Here is a 16,227-nt window from a genome sequence, read left to right as displayed (position 1 = left end):
ATGCTCGAGATCGGCGACGACACGCGCATCGCGAAGCAGGTGCAGTTCAACCAGGGCGAGCACACCACGCTTCGCGTGGGCGACCGGACCCAGATCTACCGGGGCGGTGAGTTCACGGGCGACATCACAATCGGCAAGGATGTGTTCATCAACCGCGACTGCTACGTGCGGCCGCACGTGACGATCGGCGACCGCGTGAACATCGGACCGTTCGTGCGCCTCATCACGGACACACACGACATCGGCCCGCATGAGCGTCGAGCGGGCGCGGTGCGGCACGACCCGATCGTCGTGGGCGCCGGATCGTGGATCGGGGCATCGTCGACGGTGCTCGCGGGCGTCACGATCGGAGCGGGCGCGATCGTCGCGGCCGGCTCGATCGTCACAGAAGACGTGCCGGACGACGTGCTCGTGGCCGGCGTGCCCGCGCGCGTCGTCAAGCGCCTGAAGGGCTAAGCGGCGCGATGACGCCAGCGGGCGCCTCGCGAGTGCGTTCGCGCCCTTTTCGGCGCGCAACAGGGCGACGGGGCACTCGCGGAGCGGGGCACGCTCAGGCGCGGATCCGCACGGCGTCGGCGGCCGCGAGCGCTCTGAGGTGACGTGCGATGCTCGCGCGGAGCGCGTCGTGCCGCGCATCGAGGGCGGTCGCGGGGTCGCGCCAGTTCGCAGGATCGTAGAGCCACACCGGACGGCGCACGAGCTCCGGCGCCTCCCACTCGTAACGCGGCCAAATATGGGCGTGCACGAAGGCGTCGTGGTTGCCGAGGACGTCGATGTTGGTGCGCCGAAAGCGCGGATCCGCCTCACGGCACGCGCGTTCGACGGCCGCGGCGAGCAGATCGGCGTCGGCGAGGAACTGCACGCGATCGGCGCGCGGCATCTCCGCGAGCGCCGTCGCGTGCGGATCCTTGCCGAGGAGCACGCAGTAGCCGGGCAGGAACTGGACGTCGCCGATGACGGCGTAGCCGCCGCGAAGCTCGGCGAGCACCGTGGGGTTCTCCCCGCGCACGGCGGATCCGATACGGTCGTCGCGCCAGGTCATGCCCTCGACGGTAGCGGATGACGGGCGCTGGTCGCCGCGCGCCGCTCGAGCGCGCGCTCCTCAAGGCGCGTGGCGAACGCAAGGGAGGTCGTTACGAGAGCATCGCGCAGAATGCGCGGCGCACTTCGGCGACGTAGTCGCCCGGCACCTCCAGCATGGGGAAATGACCGCCGCGCGGCGCGTAACTCCACACGCGCAGGTCGCGGAACCGCCGCTCGACCCATGCGCGAGGCAGGCGCTCGATCTCCCGAGCGAACACCGTCACCGCCGACGGCACCTCAATGGGGGCGCGGTTGTCGGGTGGGAAGTTCTCCCAGTAGAACCGTGCCGACGATCCCGCCGACGCGGTGAACCAGTAGAGCGACACCGTGTCAAGGATACGGTCGCGTGCCACGATGTCCTCGGGGCGGCCGTCGTTGTCGGTCCACCCGTGGAACTTCTCGACGATCCAGGCGAGCTGGCCGATCGGGGAATCGGTCAGCGCGTACGCGAGCGTCTGCGGACGCGTCGATTGCTCGAGAGAGTATCCCCCGCCCCGCTGCCAGAACGCCCGAGTTTCCGCCAGATTGGCGGCTTCGCGCTCGTCGAGATCACCGTCCTCGGGCGGCACCTCGACGTAGGGGGTGAAGGAGTGGATCGCCGCGACGCGATCGGGGTGGCGCACGGCCAGCGCAGCCGTCACCCGACCGCCCCAGTCCCCACCCGCGGCGACGAACCGTTCGTAGCCGAGCCGCGACATCAGCACGGACCACGCATCGGCGGTCCGATCGACTGACCACCCCGTCTCCACGGGCTTTCCGCTCGGACCGAAACCCGGTAACGCGGGCGCGACGACGTGGAACGCCGGCGCCTCAGGGTCGTTGGGTTCAGCGAACGCACGCGCGACCTCCAGCGGCTCGATCACCGAACTCGGCCAGCCATGGGTGAGCACGAGCGGCACGGCATCGGCGTGCGATGAGCGGACGTGGAGGAAGACGATGTCCACGCCGTCGATGCGCGTGACGGCCGGGTCATGAGCGTTGAACTCGTCCTCGAGTCTTCGCCAGTCGTACTGCGTCGCCCAGTACTCGGCGAGTTCCGTCAGGTAGGCGCGCGGGACGCCCTGACTCCAGTCGGCATCCGAGGAAGCGTCGCCGACGCTGACCGTCTCGCGCTCCGGAAGACGCGCCCGGGCGAGCCGGTCGCGCAGATCCGCGACCCGCGCCTCGTCGACCTTCAGCTCGAACGGGCGGATCGCGTCGTCGATGGTCATGTCGTCCTCCTGTCGTCCGAGCGGCGGCGAACCGGCCGCGCTCGACGATCATCCCGCAATGCGCGCCGCGCGTCTCTCCCGTTGCACGATCGGATCCGGCACCGGAGCGGCCGCGAGGAGACGGCGCGTGTAATCGTCCTCGGGATCCCGCAGCACGCGCTCGCGCGTGCCCGTCTCCACCACGCGTCCAAAGTGCAGCACGGAGACGTCGTCGCACAGCTCGTCGATCACCGCGAGGTCATGGCTGATGAACAGGCAGGCGAACCCCAGTCGCTCCTGCAAGTCGCGGAACACCTCGAGAACCTGCGCCTGCACGGACACGTCCAGCGCGCTCGTCGGCTCGTCGGCGATCAGCAGAGCCGGATCCAGCGCGACCGCCCGCGCGATCGCCACGCGCTGCTTCTGGCCGCCGGACAGCTGATGCGGATAGTGACGCCGCTGGCTCTCGAGGCCGACCGAGCAGTTCGTCGACTCCTACCCCCGGATGCACGACGCGCTCTGTGACGGGCGAATCTCCGTGCGGCACGCACGTGCTGTCGTCGACGCGGGCGGGCCGCTCACGCCGGACGCGCGCGCGTCCCTCGATCAGGCGGCGGTCCCGTTCGCGGAGCAGAGCACACCGGGGGATCTGAAGCGCATCGTGAAGAAACAGGCCGCCGAGCTCGCGCCGCTCTCACTACGTCAGCGTCACGAGCGGGAGCGCGCACGTCGTTTCGTCACGCTGACCGAGCGCGACGACGGCATGAGCGACCTGGTCATCTATCTCCCCACCTTCGAGGGGCGCGCCCTGTACGACCGCGCCACCGAGATGGCGAAGATCGTGACGGCCGACCGACGACGCGCGCGACGTGCGCACGACCGCGAAGGCGGGCACGCGGTCGACGACGCGGCGCCTGCTGCTGCGACCGACCTGCGCACGCTGGATCAGCTGCGCGTCGACATCCTCACGGACATCCTTCTGTCGGCGGAGCCGACGGGCCACGACCTTCACGCCTCGGGCACGGGCGCCACGCTCGCGGATGTGCAGGCGACGGTGCAGGTGACGATTCCGGTCGACCAGATGATCGATCCCGACGACGGCACGAGCTGGATCGATGAGGGCGGTCTCGTCTCACCCAACACCGCTCGGATCGTCGCGGGCAGCGCGGCTGGTTGGGAACGGCTGTTCTATCGCCCCGACTCGGGCACCATTGAACGCGTCGACCATTACCGACCATCCGCGGCGCAACGGCGCGCGCTGATCGGACGGGATATGACCTGCAGGTTCCCGGGGTGCACTGTGCCCGCGCGCAAGAGCGACATCGATCACTCGCACGACTATGCGCGCGGTGGTCAGACGGCGCAATCGAACCTCGCGGCGCTCTGCGAGGGACACCACATGATGAAGCACGGCTCGGGGTGGACCCTACGCCAACTCGCCGACGGCGTCATCGAATGGACGAGCCCGGCCGGCCGCACGCATCGCGACGAACCGGCGAGCCGCGTGTTCTTTCAGCCGGCACCGTCACCGACAAGAGACGACGACCGCCCCGAATGGGCACGAGACGGCGACCCACCAGAGAATCGGGGTGACTTCCGCGCACACGTCGAGTCGCTGGAGGCGAAGCGCCGTGCCGACGAGCGGTCCGCGCACGAACGACGCATCGTCCAGGACCGCGACGCCCGCAACGACGCGGTTGCCCGCGCGCGGGCAGCCGAGCGCGCGGACGACAATTCGGACCGGAAGGAAGGGTGGTGATGCGGCCCGACGACCGTCGCACGCCGTCACGCTCTGACCATCGGACTCCTGCTGAGGTCGATCATCGACCGCGCCCGCCCGCGCCGCGCTCGCTGCGCGCGCCTGGCGCTCATACCGTTCACCCGCCGAGGGCGTACACGTTCTCCGAAATCGCGGTCGCCTCGTGGGGCGCGGGAAGGTTGTCCGGCACCACCGTGAAACGACCGAGGGCGCCGCTCGTCGTCAGTCCGGCGCCCGAGCCGCAGGCCATGGTCCACTCGGAATCGTCACTGGCGGCGACCAAGCACACAGGCGAGTCTGCGCGCCCTTCGACGAGCCACAGCGATGTCCCCTTGTATTCGCCGACGTATCGGCTGGTCTGAGCGTCGACGGACGCGAGCGCGACCTCGTCGAGCGCCGGAAGCTCGTCCTGCGCCTCGCGATCCGCGTCGAGGTCGCTGAAGCCGCCCATCGACCCCGCGCAGCCCGCGAGCGTCAGCGCGCCGAGCCCGAGTACGGCGAGGGCCACCGCTCCGCGAATCCGCTGCATGGCGTCCAGTATGTCGCGCGTGAGCGTTGGGCGCACCCCTGACCGCGCCCCGCACAGAGCTGCTGCGGGATCCGCCTGCTCAGTACCCCACTTCGGGTGAGCGCCACCCGCGCCACTGCTCGAAGGAGCCCTGCACGAGCTGCGAGGCGGTGCGCTCCCACGTGTGCTTCGACGCGTGCCGGATGTACATGTAGCCGAGGCTCTGCGTACGGTAACCGACCCCGCCCTGCGTCTCCACCCGGATCAGCACCGAGCGGTCCGTCGAGTTGGGCGTCGGGCGCCATCCGCCGAGCGCGTCGAACGCCGCCCGCGACATCAGCATCGCCCCGCCCGCGAGCTGGTCGTGATAGCGCTCCGTGGCGAAGGTGCGGTGCACCGTCTGACCGACCTCTTCGAAGAAGAGATACTCCGTCGTCTTTCCAACGATGTCCGCACGCGAATACAGGTGGGCGAGCACGAGGTCCGAGACGTGATGCTCGCTGTACCAGTCGTCGTCGTCGAGCTTCGTGATGAGGTCTCCCGACGACCGTCGCACGCCCTCCGCCAGTGCTCCGCCGAACAGCACCGTCGCCGGAACCTCCACGAGCGTGTAGTCGAGCCCCGTCAGGTCGACACCGTCGAGCGACGGCGCCGGCACACCGTGCAGCACGACGATGACCTCGACGTGCGCGTACGTCTGCCTGGCCATCATCTCGAGCACACCGGGAACGAGCTCGCTGCGCATCGTCGACAGGATCACGCTGACGCGCGGCGAGTAGCGCGTGCCCGTGAGCTGCTCCACGCTCGATGCGAGCCGAAAGAAGCCGCCGTGCTCGTGCATGGCGATCCGCCGCGCCTCGACCTGACGCAGCTCGCGCTCCAGCCCCATCTGCTGTCGGTACGGCCGCCGGATCACGTTCGTCAGGGCTGGAGCGAGCGCCTCCGCAGGAACGTCCACCGCGGCCGGCAGTGAGTGCAGGATCGTGTCGGTCGCCGCGATCTCCGCGAACCGCGCGGCGAGACCCTCGGGCAGGTCGCGCAGCCCCGACAGGTCGATGCTCTCCACGCGGCGTAGTTCGCGGACGATCGCCGCGTCCAGCGGGCGGCGCACGTCGAACTCGATCGGCGCACCCATCCCCACCTCGACGGCCGCGATGATTCCGCGATTGCCGGTCACGGTCATCCGCCGCTCCGGCCGCGACGGCTTGAACAACAGCTCGCGCCCGATCGGGTTGTGCACCGCCAGATCGATCGCAGGCAGTTCGGTGCGCGGCTGGCCGTATGTCGCGTCCGACGTCGACACGTGGTGTGCCGCCAGCTCATCCGCCAACCGCACCGCCCCGCCGATCAGCACATCCGCGCGCTTGAGGCCGACGCCCTGCAGGCGGTCGACCATCGGCTCGACCGGCGGCACGGATCGCGTCGGGAGGAGCGGCAGCGCCGCGTCGCCCGCCCCGGCGGCGAGCGCGACCAGCGGGAAGCCCGCACCCGCGAAGGGCGTGTCGGGCAGGAAGACCGGAATCAGCGCGTTCGCGATCTCGTGCACGGGCGTCGGCTCACTCACCCGCACCGTCGCCGTCGCCCCGCCGCGCGGCGTGCCGATTTCGAGGTCATACCCGGTGAGGCCGCGCACCTGCCCGAGCCGGCCGCGCCAGCGCGGAACCGGCGCCTCCCAGTGGTCGAATCGCACCCGCAGCTCGAAGGTCTTCTGCGCCGGATCCCGCGGCAGTGCGACGTGACGCAGCAGGTGGGCGTCCGGGAGGTCGAGCGCGAGGCGCGGCAGCGGATCCGTCTCGATGCCGATCGCGCGAGCGACGTCTTCGGGTCCGTCCAGTCGCCTCGCCACGTCGTTCACGTCGGCGTCACGGCGGATTCGTCGCATCCGATTCCCTCTCGAGTTCCTTCATCGGGCGTGGACAGGCTACCCGGCCACGTTGTGATGTTCAGGAAAGCCGCTCGACGAGGTCGGCGTACGCCTCCGCCATCGCTCGAGGCGGCCGTGCATCCGCGAATGCACGCGCCGCAGCTCGCGCCTCCTCCTGATGGAACCAGCCATCCGCGAGGAGCTCCGCGATCGACTCCGCCGGCCTCTCGTGGTCGAAGAATCGGATCCACGCCTCCTCGCCGAACTCCGCGACGAGGTGCGGCGCATCGGGAAGGATGATCGGCAGCCCGTAGGTCGCCGCGAGGAACATGTTCCCCGAGTTCAGGATCGCCCGGTACGGCAGCACGAGCACGTCGGCCGCCGTGAACCATGTCGGGACGTCCTCGTCCGCGACGCGCTGCAGGTGGGTCGTGACGCGCACAGGTCCCGCTTCGAGGTCCGCGAGGATCCCGTCCACCGCGCCCTGCGGGCGTCCCGCGAGCAGGACCTCGATCTCGGCCCCCTGCCCTACGGCGATCTCCGCCGCCCGCGCGAGGTGCTCGAGTCCCTTGTACGGCCGGATCCACCCGAAGAACATCGCCGCCGTGCCGTCCGGTCGCGCGCCGATCGCCTCGCGCGCCGCCGCGCGATCCGTCGGCGCATCACCGTACACGCCGTCGTAGCTGCAGTGCGGGATGCCGACGACCTTCTCGGGCGGGAGCGCATAGTGCGCAGATGCGAGCTCCACCGTTCCCGGAGAGATCACGTGGATGGCGTCCGCGAGCTCGGCGAGCCGCTCGTGCAGCATCAGTGCCGTCTTCGGATACACCACGTCGTGAGGCAGCACGTTGTGCAACGTCCAGAGGATGCGCCGGCCCCATTGCTTCGCGCTGTAGAGCGCGTCGAGGAAGAGATCGGCGCGTCGCCGCGCGTCCTTCGCATCGACCGCCCATTCCGTGACGGGGCTCGTCCACTGCACGTGGATGACACCGCGGCGTTCCGGCGAGGTGAGCTCCCTCAGCGCCTCGTCGAAGTCGGGGCGTCCGGCCAGTTCGTAGCCGCGCTCGACGGCCTCCTCCTGCAGCAGTTGGACATAAGCGTTATCCCGCCAACCGGGGAAGTTGAAGATGCGCCGCTTCTCGGGTGCGAGCGCAGGTGACACAGGGCCCATCACCCGAGTCTATGGGGTGCCTCATCGCTCGCCGCAAGCGCGTGAGCCGGCGCCCGATCGCCCGCAGCCGGCCCAGCCAAGTCGACCCGCTCCACTGGAGTTCCGCGATGACGACGAACGTCTGCCGCTCCGGCATGTCGGCAGACGTTACGCATGCCTTCAGGAACGCACAAGCCCACCCCTTAGACTCATCGCGTGACTCGAGAAGCTGAGCGTGCAGGCGCGCCCACCGTCGTTTCCCGCAACCGGTGGCGCGACGTTTTCGACGGAACCCTCCCCGAGGACTGGGAGCCGACCATGTCGGTGTCCGTCATCATCCCGGCCTACAAGTCGAAGACCCTCGAGTTCACGCTCGCCTCTCTGGCCGCACAGGACTACCCCGAGGATCTTCTCGAGGTCGTCGTCCTCGACGACGGTGGCGGCGAGGAGCCGGTCGAGCTCGGCGAGTTCGTCCCCAAGAACACCCGCGTCATCCGCATCCATGAGGTGAGTGACGGCTGGGGCCGCTCGAACGCCACCGACATCGGCATCGCGTCCACCACCGGCGACATCATCTACTGGTGCGACTCGGACATGATCCTCTTCCGCGACAACGTGCGCCAGCACGCCAAGTGGGGGCACTTCATCCCCGAAGCCGCCACGATCGGTGAAAAGGGCTTCATCGAGGAGTGGACCTACACGCCCGAAGAGGTCTACGAGAAGGTCAAGGCCGGAACAATCGGCGACGACTACGACCGCTCGCAGCTCCACGAGCACTGGTCGAAGGAGATCTACCGCAAGACGGACGACCTCAACGACTCCGACGGCCGCAACTACTCCACCCACATGGGCGCGTGCGCGACCGTCACCCGCGCCGTCTACGACCGCACGTTCGGCCAGGACACCCGCCTGCACCTCGGGGAGGACACCGAGATCGCCTACCAGCTGTGGCAGGCCGGTGCCGTGTTCATCCCGGCGCACGACGCCGTCGGCTGGCACATGGGTCGCGGCACGATCCAGGACCACGCGGCCAAGGTCGCCTGGCACAACGACGTCCACTTCGCACAGCGTATGGCGATCCCCCGGTACCGTCGCAAGGCAGACAACAGGATTTGGGAAGTGCCGCTCCTCAAGGTCGTCACCGAGGTGACACCCGAGACGGCGGTCTACGCGCGCCCCGCGATCGACCGGATCCTCAACAACACGCAGACCGACGTGCATGTCGTGCTCGTCGGGCCCTGGTCGAAGCTCCACGAGGGGCGTCGCGGCATGCTCGCCGACCCCATGAACGAGCTGTACCTCGTCCGCGAGTGGTTCCGCACCGACAACCGCGTCATCTTCGCCGAAGAGCGCCCGCAGAGCGTCTTCCCCGCGCCCTTCCGCATCGACGTGCCCATCACCGCAGAGCTCTCGAGCGAGAGCCTGCAGGAGATGTACCGCCTGATGGACAAGCCGTGGATCGGCGCCATGCGATTCTTCACGCCGGGTCACGATAACGACGAGGCGGTGACGATCTGGAACTCGGCCGTCGTCGAGCGCGCCCGCCCCTACGTGACCGCTGAGCAGAGCCTCGAGGACCTCGTGGCGAAGATCGCGGGCTTCGAGTGGCAGTCGAGCGACGCCGCACAGCTCGCGGACCTGCGCGAGAACGAGCACCTCGAAGAGCGCGTCGTGCGCGTGGATCCCCGCATCGCGCGCCTCGAGAACGAGCTGCAGCACATGCGGATCCGCGCCGAGCAGGCCGAGGGCACTATCTCGACGGCGCGCCTCGTCGCGCGCGGCCTCAACGCGAAGACGGGCGGCCGCGCGGGTCGCGCGGCACGCGGCGTGAACCGGCTGCTCGGTGGGTTCCCCGCGCGCGCCGTCCGTGCGTTGCGCCGCGGTCGCTGACGTCGGCACAGGCGCTGACGTGAGGGCTCCGCGTGCTCGCGCGAGCCCCGCAAGGGAGTGCGCTGCCGCTCGCCTCTCGTCCGGCCGCGCTCGCTCGCCTCAGTCGAGGATCCGCGCAAGCTCTCGATCGAGGTAGGGCGCGAGCGTTCCCGCATACGTCGACGTGAGATGCGCTCCGTCCCGCGTGACGACGACGCCGCCGACGACCATGTCGCAGCGGTCGAGACCGCATTGCAGGTCGCTCAAGTCGATCGTGTGCGCGTTCTCGGTGCGCGCGACGGCGTCGTCGTACCCCGTGTGGAGAAGCGCGTCGGCGCGCGGCCGCGAGCAGTCGCCCGCCTCTCGCGCCGACCGGTTCGCGATGCAGTCGAGCGACTCCTCGGGGAAGATCGGGTTGTCGCGGAGGAAGAGGATCGGCGTATCTGACGACGGCCGGGCCTGCCACGCCTCAAGGATCATCTCCGTGTGGAACTCCTCGTCGGAGACTCCCGGGTCCTCGGACGTGAAGCGCGACTTCGACGACGCGGTCGTGAGGATCGCGTCGTACTCGCCGGACGCCGCCCGTTCGCTGATCGCCGTGCGCCATTCAGCGCATCCCTCCTGCCCTTCCGCGTTCTGGCCGTATACCGGAGCGTCCGGTGAAACCCACTGGCACCCCGCGCGTCCCGCCGCGTCGATGCGCCAGCCACGCGCCTCGGCGATCTGCTCGTAGACGTCGATCCAGACATTGTTGTGCGAGTCGCCGACGGCGAGGATCCGCTGTTCGTAGTTCTCTTCCTCGCCGAGCGCGCAGATGGCGACGTCGCGCGTGTCGACTCGCGACCAGCACTCGGCTCGGTTGGCATCGTCTCCGCGCAGCGCGTCGAGCGCCGGCACCGGATCCTCGCCCTCCCCCGCATCGGCGCACTCGGGCCGCGTCGGATCGAGCGACGCGGCGCCCGCGCACTCGTCCACGGCGACCACGCTGGACGAGGCCGATGAGCTGGAGGCATAGAGGACGCCGGCCGGCGTCACGGCCACGATCACGGCGACCAGGAAGAACACCAGCGGGCGCCGCCCACCTCCCGACGTCGCCCATGCGGTCGGAGCATTGAGCAGGAAGCGCGTGAGCAACGTCACCGCGACCGATACGGCGAGCACGACACTCGCACCGCGCCATCCGATCGCGTCGCGCTGTTTGATCGTGAGGAAGACGATGAGGATCGGCCAGTGCCACAGATACAGCCCGTATGACAGCCGGTCAAGGGTGACGAGCGGGCGGCTCGTGAGGAGCGGCGACGCCGACCCTTTTCCGCCCGCGGTCGAGAGCACGACGAGGATGGCGCCGCCGACGGGAAGGAGCGCCGCCGGTCCCGGATAGCTCAGGCCGCCGTCGAAGATGAAGCCGCTGCTGATGACCATCGCCAGGCCCACCCACCCCGCGACGACCTTGAGCGCGGCCGGGATCGACCAACCGGCCAGCACCAGCCCGGCGAGGAGACCGCCGATGCCCAGCTCCCAGAAGCGGGCGCCCGTGTCGAAGTACGCGGCCAGCGGATCCGCGAGGTTCGCGCGCCACGCGTAAATGAACGAGGCCAGCGTGGCGACCACGAGGAGGGTCCAGAAGGCGACGACGCGGGCACGCCGACCGCGGATGATGAGCGTGAGGATGCCGACCACGAGCGGGAAGAGGAAGAAGAACTGCGCCTGCACGGACAGCGACCAGAAGTGCTGCAGCGGGCTCGTTTCCGGCCCGGCCGCGCCGTAGGCGAGTTGGGAGGAAATCAGCTGCCAGTTCTCGACGTAGAGAGCCGTCGAGATGACCTCGATGAGGTTCTGCTCTCGCGTCCACGGCGACAGCACCGTGTAGGACAGCGCCGTGACCGCCAGCAGGACGAGTGTCGCGGGCGGAGCGAGCCGGGCGAAGGTGCGCCCCCACCGCGCAACGATGCCGAGCGGCCGTTCGGTCTGCAAAGCGCGCCCGAGCGAGAGGACGAGCAGGAAGCCCGAGACGGTGAGGAAGACGTCGACGCCTCCGGACACGCGACCGTGCCCGAACAGGTGGAAGATGACGACGAGCGTGAGCGCGATGCCGCGAAGTCCGTCGATTTCGCCGATGCGCGTGGGTCGCGCCGGCGCGGGCGTCATCGTCCGTTCACGAACGTTCGTTGTCACCGTTGTATTCTTCCAGCACCTCGCTGATCGGAGCATCCAGGGCAAGCCGGTGATCACGGATGTAGAGCCCGCGCGTGCAGAACCGCTTCAGGTCGGCCTCTCGGTGGCTCACGAAGAACAGCGTGCGGCCGCCGGCGAGCAGCTCATCGATGCGCGCGTAGCACTTCTCGCGGAACGCCTTGTCGCCGACGGCGAGCACCTCGTCGACAAGCAGGATCGGGTGGTCGAGCTGCGAGACGACCGAGAACGCGAGGCGCACCTTCATTCCGTTCGACAGATGGCGGTACGGAGTGTCCTGGAAGTCCTCGAGTTCGGCGAACTCGATGATCTCGTCGTAGCGATCCGTGACCTGACGCCGGCTCATGCCGTGCAGGCCCGCCGTGAGGCGCACGTTCTCGCGCACCGTCAGGTCTCCGACGAATCCGCCCGTGATCTCGATCAGCGGAGCGACGCCGCCGGAGACCTCGACCGTGCCTTCGTCCGGGAGCAGCACCCCGGCGACGAGCTTCAGCAGCGTGGACTTGCCCTGTCCGTTGCGGCCGACGACGCCGATCGACTCGCCGGGACGGACGGTGAACGACACATCGCGCAGCGCCCAGAACTCGCCCTTGGGCGTGCGCCGTCGCGCGCTCGAGAAGATCGCCTTGATCGACCGGCGTCCGCGCCGGTTGCGGCGGAAGCGCACGCCGAGCCCTGTCACCGAGATCGCGTTCTCCCCCGCCATCACAGCTCCTTCAACAGCGGGCGCTCGAGCGCCCGGAAGATCACGAGGCCGACGCCCAGCAGCACGACGCACCAGACGATGCTCACCACGACCGAGGTCGTGTCCCACAGCTGCGGGAAGAAGGCGGCACGGAACATCGTGAAGATGCCCGCGAGCGGGTTAAGGACGCCGAGGAACCCGAAGCCATTCGGCAGGTCGGGGACGGAGTAGATGATCGGCGTGGCGTAGAACAGTGCGCGCAGGATGAGGCGCGTCGTCCGCTCGAGGTCGCTGTACAGCACACACAGCGGCCCGATGATCAGTCCGAGCCCGACGAGCAGGATCGCCTGCAGGATGACAGCGACCGGGAACCACAGGATTCCCCACCCGAACGACGTGCCGCCTACGAAGATCGCGAACATCGCGAGCACGGGCAGCGAGAACATGAACTCGGTGCCCTTCGACAGCACGATGCGGCCGACCCAGATGGAGCGCGGGATCGACGTCGATCGCACGAGCTTCGCATCCTTGTTGAAGGCCCGAGTGAAGTCGGTCACCGCGGCGTTGAACCACACCCACGGCAGCAGGCCCGCGATGAGGAACACGATGTACGGATCGGCGCCGACATCGCGGTGGAAGATCTGCGTGAACACGAACCAGTAGATCGCGCTCATCACGAGCGGATCGAGCACGCTCCACAGGTATCCGAGCCAGCTCGTCGCATAGCGCACCCGCAGGTCGCGCGACGACAGCAGCCAGAGAGAGTGCAGGTAGCGCCGGGGCGTCCCGGGAGCGCCGACGGTTTCGGTCACGGCGCTTCCTCCTCCGGCCGCGACTTCGAGGCCACACGGCGCAACGCGCGCCCGGCTCGGCCGCGCGCCCGGCGCGCGACCTCCTTCGCGAGCTCGACCGCCGGCACGTCATCGACGCGGGCTCGCTCGTCCGGCCGGTCCTCCTGTTCACCCGCGTGAGCGCGCTTCACACCCTCCTCGGCGATTGCGCGTGCGGCCCGCACGGCCGCATCGAGCGGCACATCGGCGCTCGCGTTGTGCCGGGCGTCGTCGGTTGATTTGCTCGCCGTGCGGAGAGCGTCGAGGTCGCCGATGACGCGCACCCCCGTCGCTTCGATCTCGTCCGCGTGCCGCGCGCTCTCGACGTCGGCGAGCTCCGCCGCCCACCGCGGCAACGTGAGCTTGCGCTCGTCCGCGCCCGGCGTACGGGTGAGGAGCTCGCGGGACAGCGCGATCGGGAGGCGTCCATGGCGCTTCTCGAGCGCCGAGTCCGGGTCCGCGTAGGCGCGGTTGAGCGCGAGCATCAGCGCCGTCTCCTCGACGGTCATGCTGCGGTTCGCCACCGCTCCGGATTCCTCTGCGCCAAGCATCCCGCGCTCGAGCCCGAGCATGTCCTCGAAGGCGTCGGTCTGCTGGTCGCGGTGATCCGGATCCACGACGACCACCGTCACGCGATCACGCCCGAGGATCCGCGCCCAGCGCTCGACGATGCGTCCCTGCTGGGATCGCCGGTGGAACGCCGCGATCTGTCGCTGCGTGAAGCCGTCCGGCGCCTGCTCGTCTGTCAGCGCGTACGATGCCCAGTCCTCGAACTCGTGCAGCATCGTCGACTTGAGGAACTCCTGCCACGTCGAGGCGAGGATCGTGCCGTACTGCCGCACCGAGATCACCGCGTGCAGCGATTCGCCCAGCTCGTCGCGGAAGCGCCGTACCTGATCGTCATCGCTCTCACAGACCCACTCGTGCGAGATCCACACGCGGCGCGAATCGTCCGCCTCGACCCGCGCCAGGAGGTCGTTCCAGTGCTCCATCTCGGGCACGCCTCCGACTTCCGCGATGCGCCGCCCCATGAGGGCCGCGGTAGGAATGAGATGATCGTGCCGCTTCGTGAGCGTGCGCGGGTACAACACGCCGGCGCGCGCGAGTTCGTCCCGCTTGCGCACCGCCGTGCGCTGCAGGGCGGTAGTGCCGGTCTTCGGCAGACCGATGTGGAGCAGCCGTGCGCGTTCCGGCAGGAGCGGCGAAGTCGTGTTCGGCCGCGGCCGGAGCTCGGCCGCGAGCCCGCGTCGCGCGTCGCGCTCAGCGAGCGGTTCCGCACACGCGTAATCGAGCAGGTCGCGCGCGACGAACTCAGCGCGCAGCCGCTCGCCGTCCGCGACCTTCTCGAAGGGACTCGTCGCCGCATCCTGGCGCTGAATGCGGTCGCGACCACCCTGCGCGGCGACCGTCGCCATGATGCCGTCCGCGCGGAGCGTCTCGCTCAGCGCCGACAGGAGCTCGCTCTTGTCGCGGTTCACGTCTGCGTCGTACGACAGGATCCGATACGGCCTGTCCGTCGCTTCGAGAACGTCGGCCATGCGCTCGAACCAGCGGTCGAGGTCGACGGCCCACTCCAGGAACGCGTCGACGTCGATCTCCGGCCGCACCTCGCTCGTGTCGGTGTGGGTCCCGCTCTCGCCGCTGACGTTCTTCTGCACGGAGATATACGCGTCGAGGCGGGAACGCACGAGCACGTACGCCAGCCGGTGCGGCGACGCGACGACGTTCTCGAGCGTGCCGTAGACTCCGTTCGCGCTGAAGACCTCATAGAGTCCCCGCACCTCCGAGAGGTGGTCGAGGCACTCGCAGAAGAAGTTCGTTCCGGAACGCGGCGCCGAGATCACGACGATCTCGGGCAGCCGCGACGCGTCACTCACCTCGGTTGCGTCCGTCATGCCGTCTTCCCCGGTCTCAGACGAGCTTGTTGTTCCACATCGACAGCGCGGACCCGATCGCCATGTGCATGTCGAGGTACTGGTAGGTGCCGAGCCGGCCGCCGAAGTGCACGTCCTTTTCGTTCTTCTGCAGTTCGCGATAGGCGAGGAGCCCGGTGCGGTCCTCCGACGTGTTCACCGGGTAGTACGGTTCGTCGTCGCGCGAGGCAAAGCGGGAGAACTCCCGCATGATCACCGTCTTGTCGTTCGGGTAGCGGTCGGCCCGCTCCGGGTGGAAGTGCCGGAACTCGTGGATCCGCGTGTACGGGATGTCGGCGTCCGGGTAGTTCATGACGCTCGTGCCCTGGAAGTCGCCGACCTCGAGGACCTCTTCTTCGAAGTCGAGCGTGCGCCAGCTGAGTGCGCCCTCGGAGTAGTCGAAGTAGCGGTCGACAGGGCCCGTGTAGATGACGGGGAGCTGACCGACGACGTCCTTCTTGTTGAACGGCTGAGCCGTGTCGAAGAAGTCGGTGTCGAGGCGCACGTCGATGTTCGGGTGATCGGCCATCCGCTCGAGCCAGGCCGTATAGCCGTCCGTCGGAAGACCCTCGTGCGTGTCGTTGAAGTAGCGGTTGTCGTAGGTGTAGCGGACGGGGAGACGGCTGACGATGTCGCCCGAGAGCTTCGTCGGGTCGGTCTGCCACTGCTTCGCCGTGTAGTCGCGGAAGAACGCCTCGAAGAGCGGCCGGCCGACGAGAGCGATGCCCTTCTCTTCGAAGTTCTGCGCGCTGGCGACGTCGAATTCGCCGGCCTGGTCCTTCACGAGCGCGCGTGCCTCATCGGGCGAATAGGCAGCCTGGAAGAACTGGTTGATCGTGCCGAGGTTCACCGGCAGCGGGTACACGACGCCCTTGTGGTTCGAGTACACCTTGTGCACGTAGTTCGTGAACGTCGTGAAACGGTTGACGTATTCCCACACCGTCTCGTTCGACGTGTGGAACAGGTGCGCGCCGTAGCGGTGCACCTCGATCCCCGTCTCCGGCTCGGCCTCGCTGTAAGCATTGCCGCCGATGTGGTGACGGCGTTCGATGACGGTGACTCGGCGGCCCGCGTTCGCGGCTCGTTCGGCGATCGTGAGGCCGAAGAATCCCGAGCCGACGACAAGAAGATCGGTGTCCATACGGCTCATTGTTTCATCGAGCGGCCGTCAATCCTGACAGGC

The 16,227-nt window shown here is 68.8% G+C and carries 13 protein-coding genes and 1 pseudogene; 3 read left to right on the top strand and 11 right to left on the bottom strand.

Features of this window, described 5'->3' with window-relative positions:
* Positions 1 to 456, top strand: a complete 456-nt coding sequence (locus tag IEW87_RS07455; protein WP_188711636.1) for a DapH/DapD/GlmU-related protein — start codon at positions 1 to 3, stop codon at positions 454 to 456.
* Between the two features lie 94 nt (positions 457 to 550).
* Here the strand turns inward: IEW87_RS07455 and IEW87_RS07450 are convergent, their stop codons facing one another.
* The 3 genes and pseudogenes from IEW87_RS07450 to IEW87_RS07440 form a co-directional block, all read right to left on the bottom strand.
* Positions 551 to 1,042: an HIT family protein gene (locus IEW87_RS07450; protein ID WP_188711635.1), complete on the bottom strand. Its 492-nt coding sequence runs from the start codon at positions 1,040 to 1,042 to the stop codon at positions 551 to 553.
* 91 nt (positions 1,043 to 1,133) lie between these two features.
* Entirely contained in the window at positions 1,134 to 2,294 is a 1,161-nt protein-coding gene (locus IEW87_RS07445) for an epoxide hydrolase family protein (protein ID WP_188711634.1), read from the bottom strand.
* 48 nt (positions 2,295 to 2,342) lie between these two features.
* Positions 2,343 to 2,732, bottom strand: a pseudogene (locus tag IEW87_RS07440) (ATP-binding cassette domain-containing protein); the annotation flags it as partial.
* Positions 2,733 to 2,778: 46 nt separating this feature from the next.
* Between IEW87_RS07440 and IEW87_RS07435 the strand changes: the two are divergent.
* A complete protein-coding gene (locus tag IEW87_RS07435; protein WP_373285097.1) occupies positions 2,779 to 4,032 on the top strand; it encodes an HNH endonuclease signature motif containing protein in 1,254 nt (417 codons plus the stop codon).
* 118 nt (positions 4,033 to 4,150) lie between these two features.
* Here IEW87_RS07435 and IEW87_RS07430 read toward each other — a convergent pair whose 3' ends face one another.
* From IEW87_RS07430 to IEW87_RS07420, 3 genes are all read right to left on the bottom strand, one after another.
* Positions 4,151 to 4,561, bottom strand: a complete 411-nt coding sequence (locus IEW87_RS07430; protein ID WP_188711632.1) for a hypothetical protein — start codon at positions 4,559 to 4,561, stop codon at positions 4,151 to 4,153.
* 79 nt (positions 4,562 to 4,640) lie between these two features.
* Entirely contained in the window at positions 4,641 to 6,422 is a 1,782-nt protein-coding gene (locus tag IEW87_RS07425) for a glycosyltransferase family A protein (protein ID WP_188711631.1), read from the bottom strand.
* Between the two features lie 61 nt (positions 6,423 to 6,483).
* Entirely contained in the window at positions 6,484 to 7,575 is a 1,092-nt protein-coding gene (locus IEW87_RS07420) for a glycosyltransferase (RefSeq protein WP_188711630.1), read from the bottom strand.
* Positions 7,576 to 7,770: 195 nt separating this feature from the next.
* Between IEW87_RS07420 and IEW87_RS07415 the strand changes: the two genes are divergently transcribed.
* Positions 7,771 to 9,444, top strand: a complete 1,674-nt coding sequence (locus tag IEW87_RS07415) for a glycosyltransferase family 2 protein (protein ID WP_188711629.1) — start codon at positions 7,771 to 7,773, stop codon at positions 9,442 to 9,444.
* A gap of 99 nt (positions 9,445 to 9,543) precedes the next feature.
* Here IEW87_RS07415 and IEW87_RS07410 read toward each other — a convergent pair whose 3' ends face one another.
* Genes IEW87_RS07410 through glf form a run of 5 tightly spaced genes read right to left on the bottom strand, consistent with a single transcriptional unit; the run spans position 9,544 to position 16,185 of the window.
* Positions 9,544 to 11,598, bottom strand: coding sequence for an acyltransferase family protein (locus IEW87_RS07410; protein WP_188711628.1), 2,055 nt, complete (start codon positions 11,596 to 11,598; stop codon positions 9,544 to 9,546).
* Complete coding sequence (locus IEW87_RS07405; protein WP_188711627.1) at positions 11,579 to 12,322, bottom strand: ABC transporter ATP-binding protein; 744 nt, start codon at positions 12,320 to 12,322, stop codon at positions 11,579 to 11,581. Before IEW87_RS07405 ends, IEW87_RS07410 begins: the two co-directional genes overlap by 20 nt.
* The gene (locus IEW87_RS07400; protein WP_188711626.1) at positions 12,322 to 13,113 is read right to left on the bottom strand and encodes an ABC transporter permease; all 792 of its coding nucleotides are present in this window, start codon (positions 13,111 to 13,113) and stop codon (positions 12,322 to 12,324) included. The genes IEW87_RS07405 and IEW87_RS07400 overlap by 1 nt, the downstream gene beginning before the upstream one ends.
* Positions 13,110 to 15,026, bottom strand: a complete 1,917-nt coding sequence (locus IEW87_RS07395) for a hypothetical protein (protein WP_188711625.1) — start codon at positions 15,024 to 15,026, stop codon at positions 13,110 to 13,112. The genes IEW87_RS07400 and IEW87_RS07395 overlap by 4 nt, the downstream gene beginning before the upstream one ends.
* A 16-nt stretch (positions 15,027 to 15,042) precedes the next feature.
* Positions 15,043 to 16,185 (bottom strand): UDP-galactopyranose mutase, encoded by a 1,143-nt coding sequence (glf, locus tag IEW87_RS07390; RefSeq protein ID WP_188711624.1) that lies wholly within the window; start codon positions 16,183 to 16,185, stop codon positions 15,043 to 15,045.
* Positions 16,186 to 16,227 lie beyond the last annotated feature (42 nt).

Source organism: Microbacterium faecale (assembly GCF_014640975.1).
Lineage (GTDB): Bacteria > Actinomycetota > Actinomycetes > Actinomycetales > Microbacteriaceae > Microbacterium > Microbacterium faecale.
Note: the sequence above shows the minus strand (reverse complement) of the source record. Positions and strands in the feature narration are given on the sequence as shown.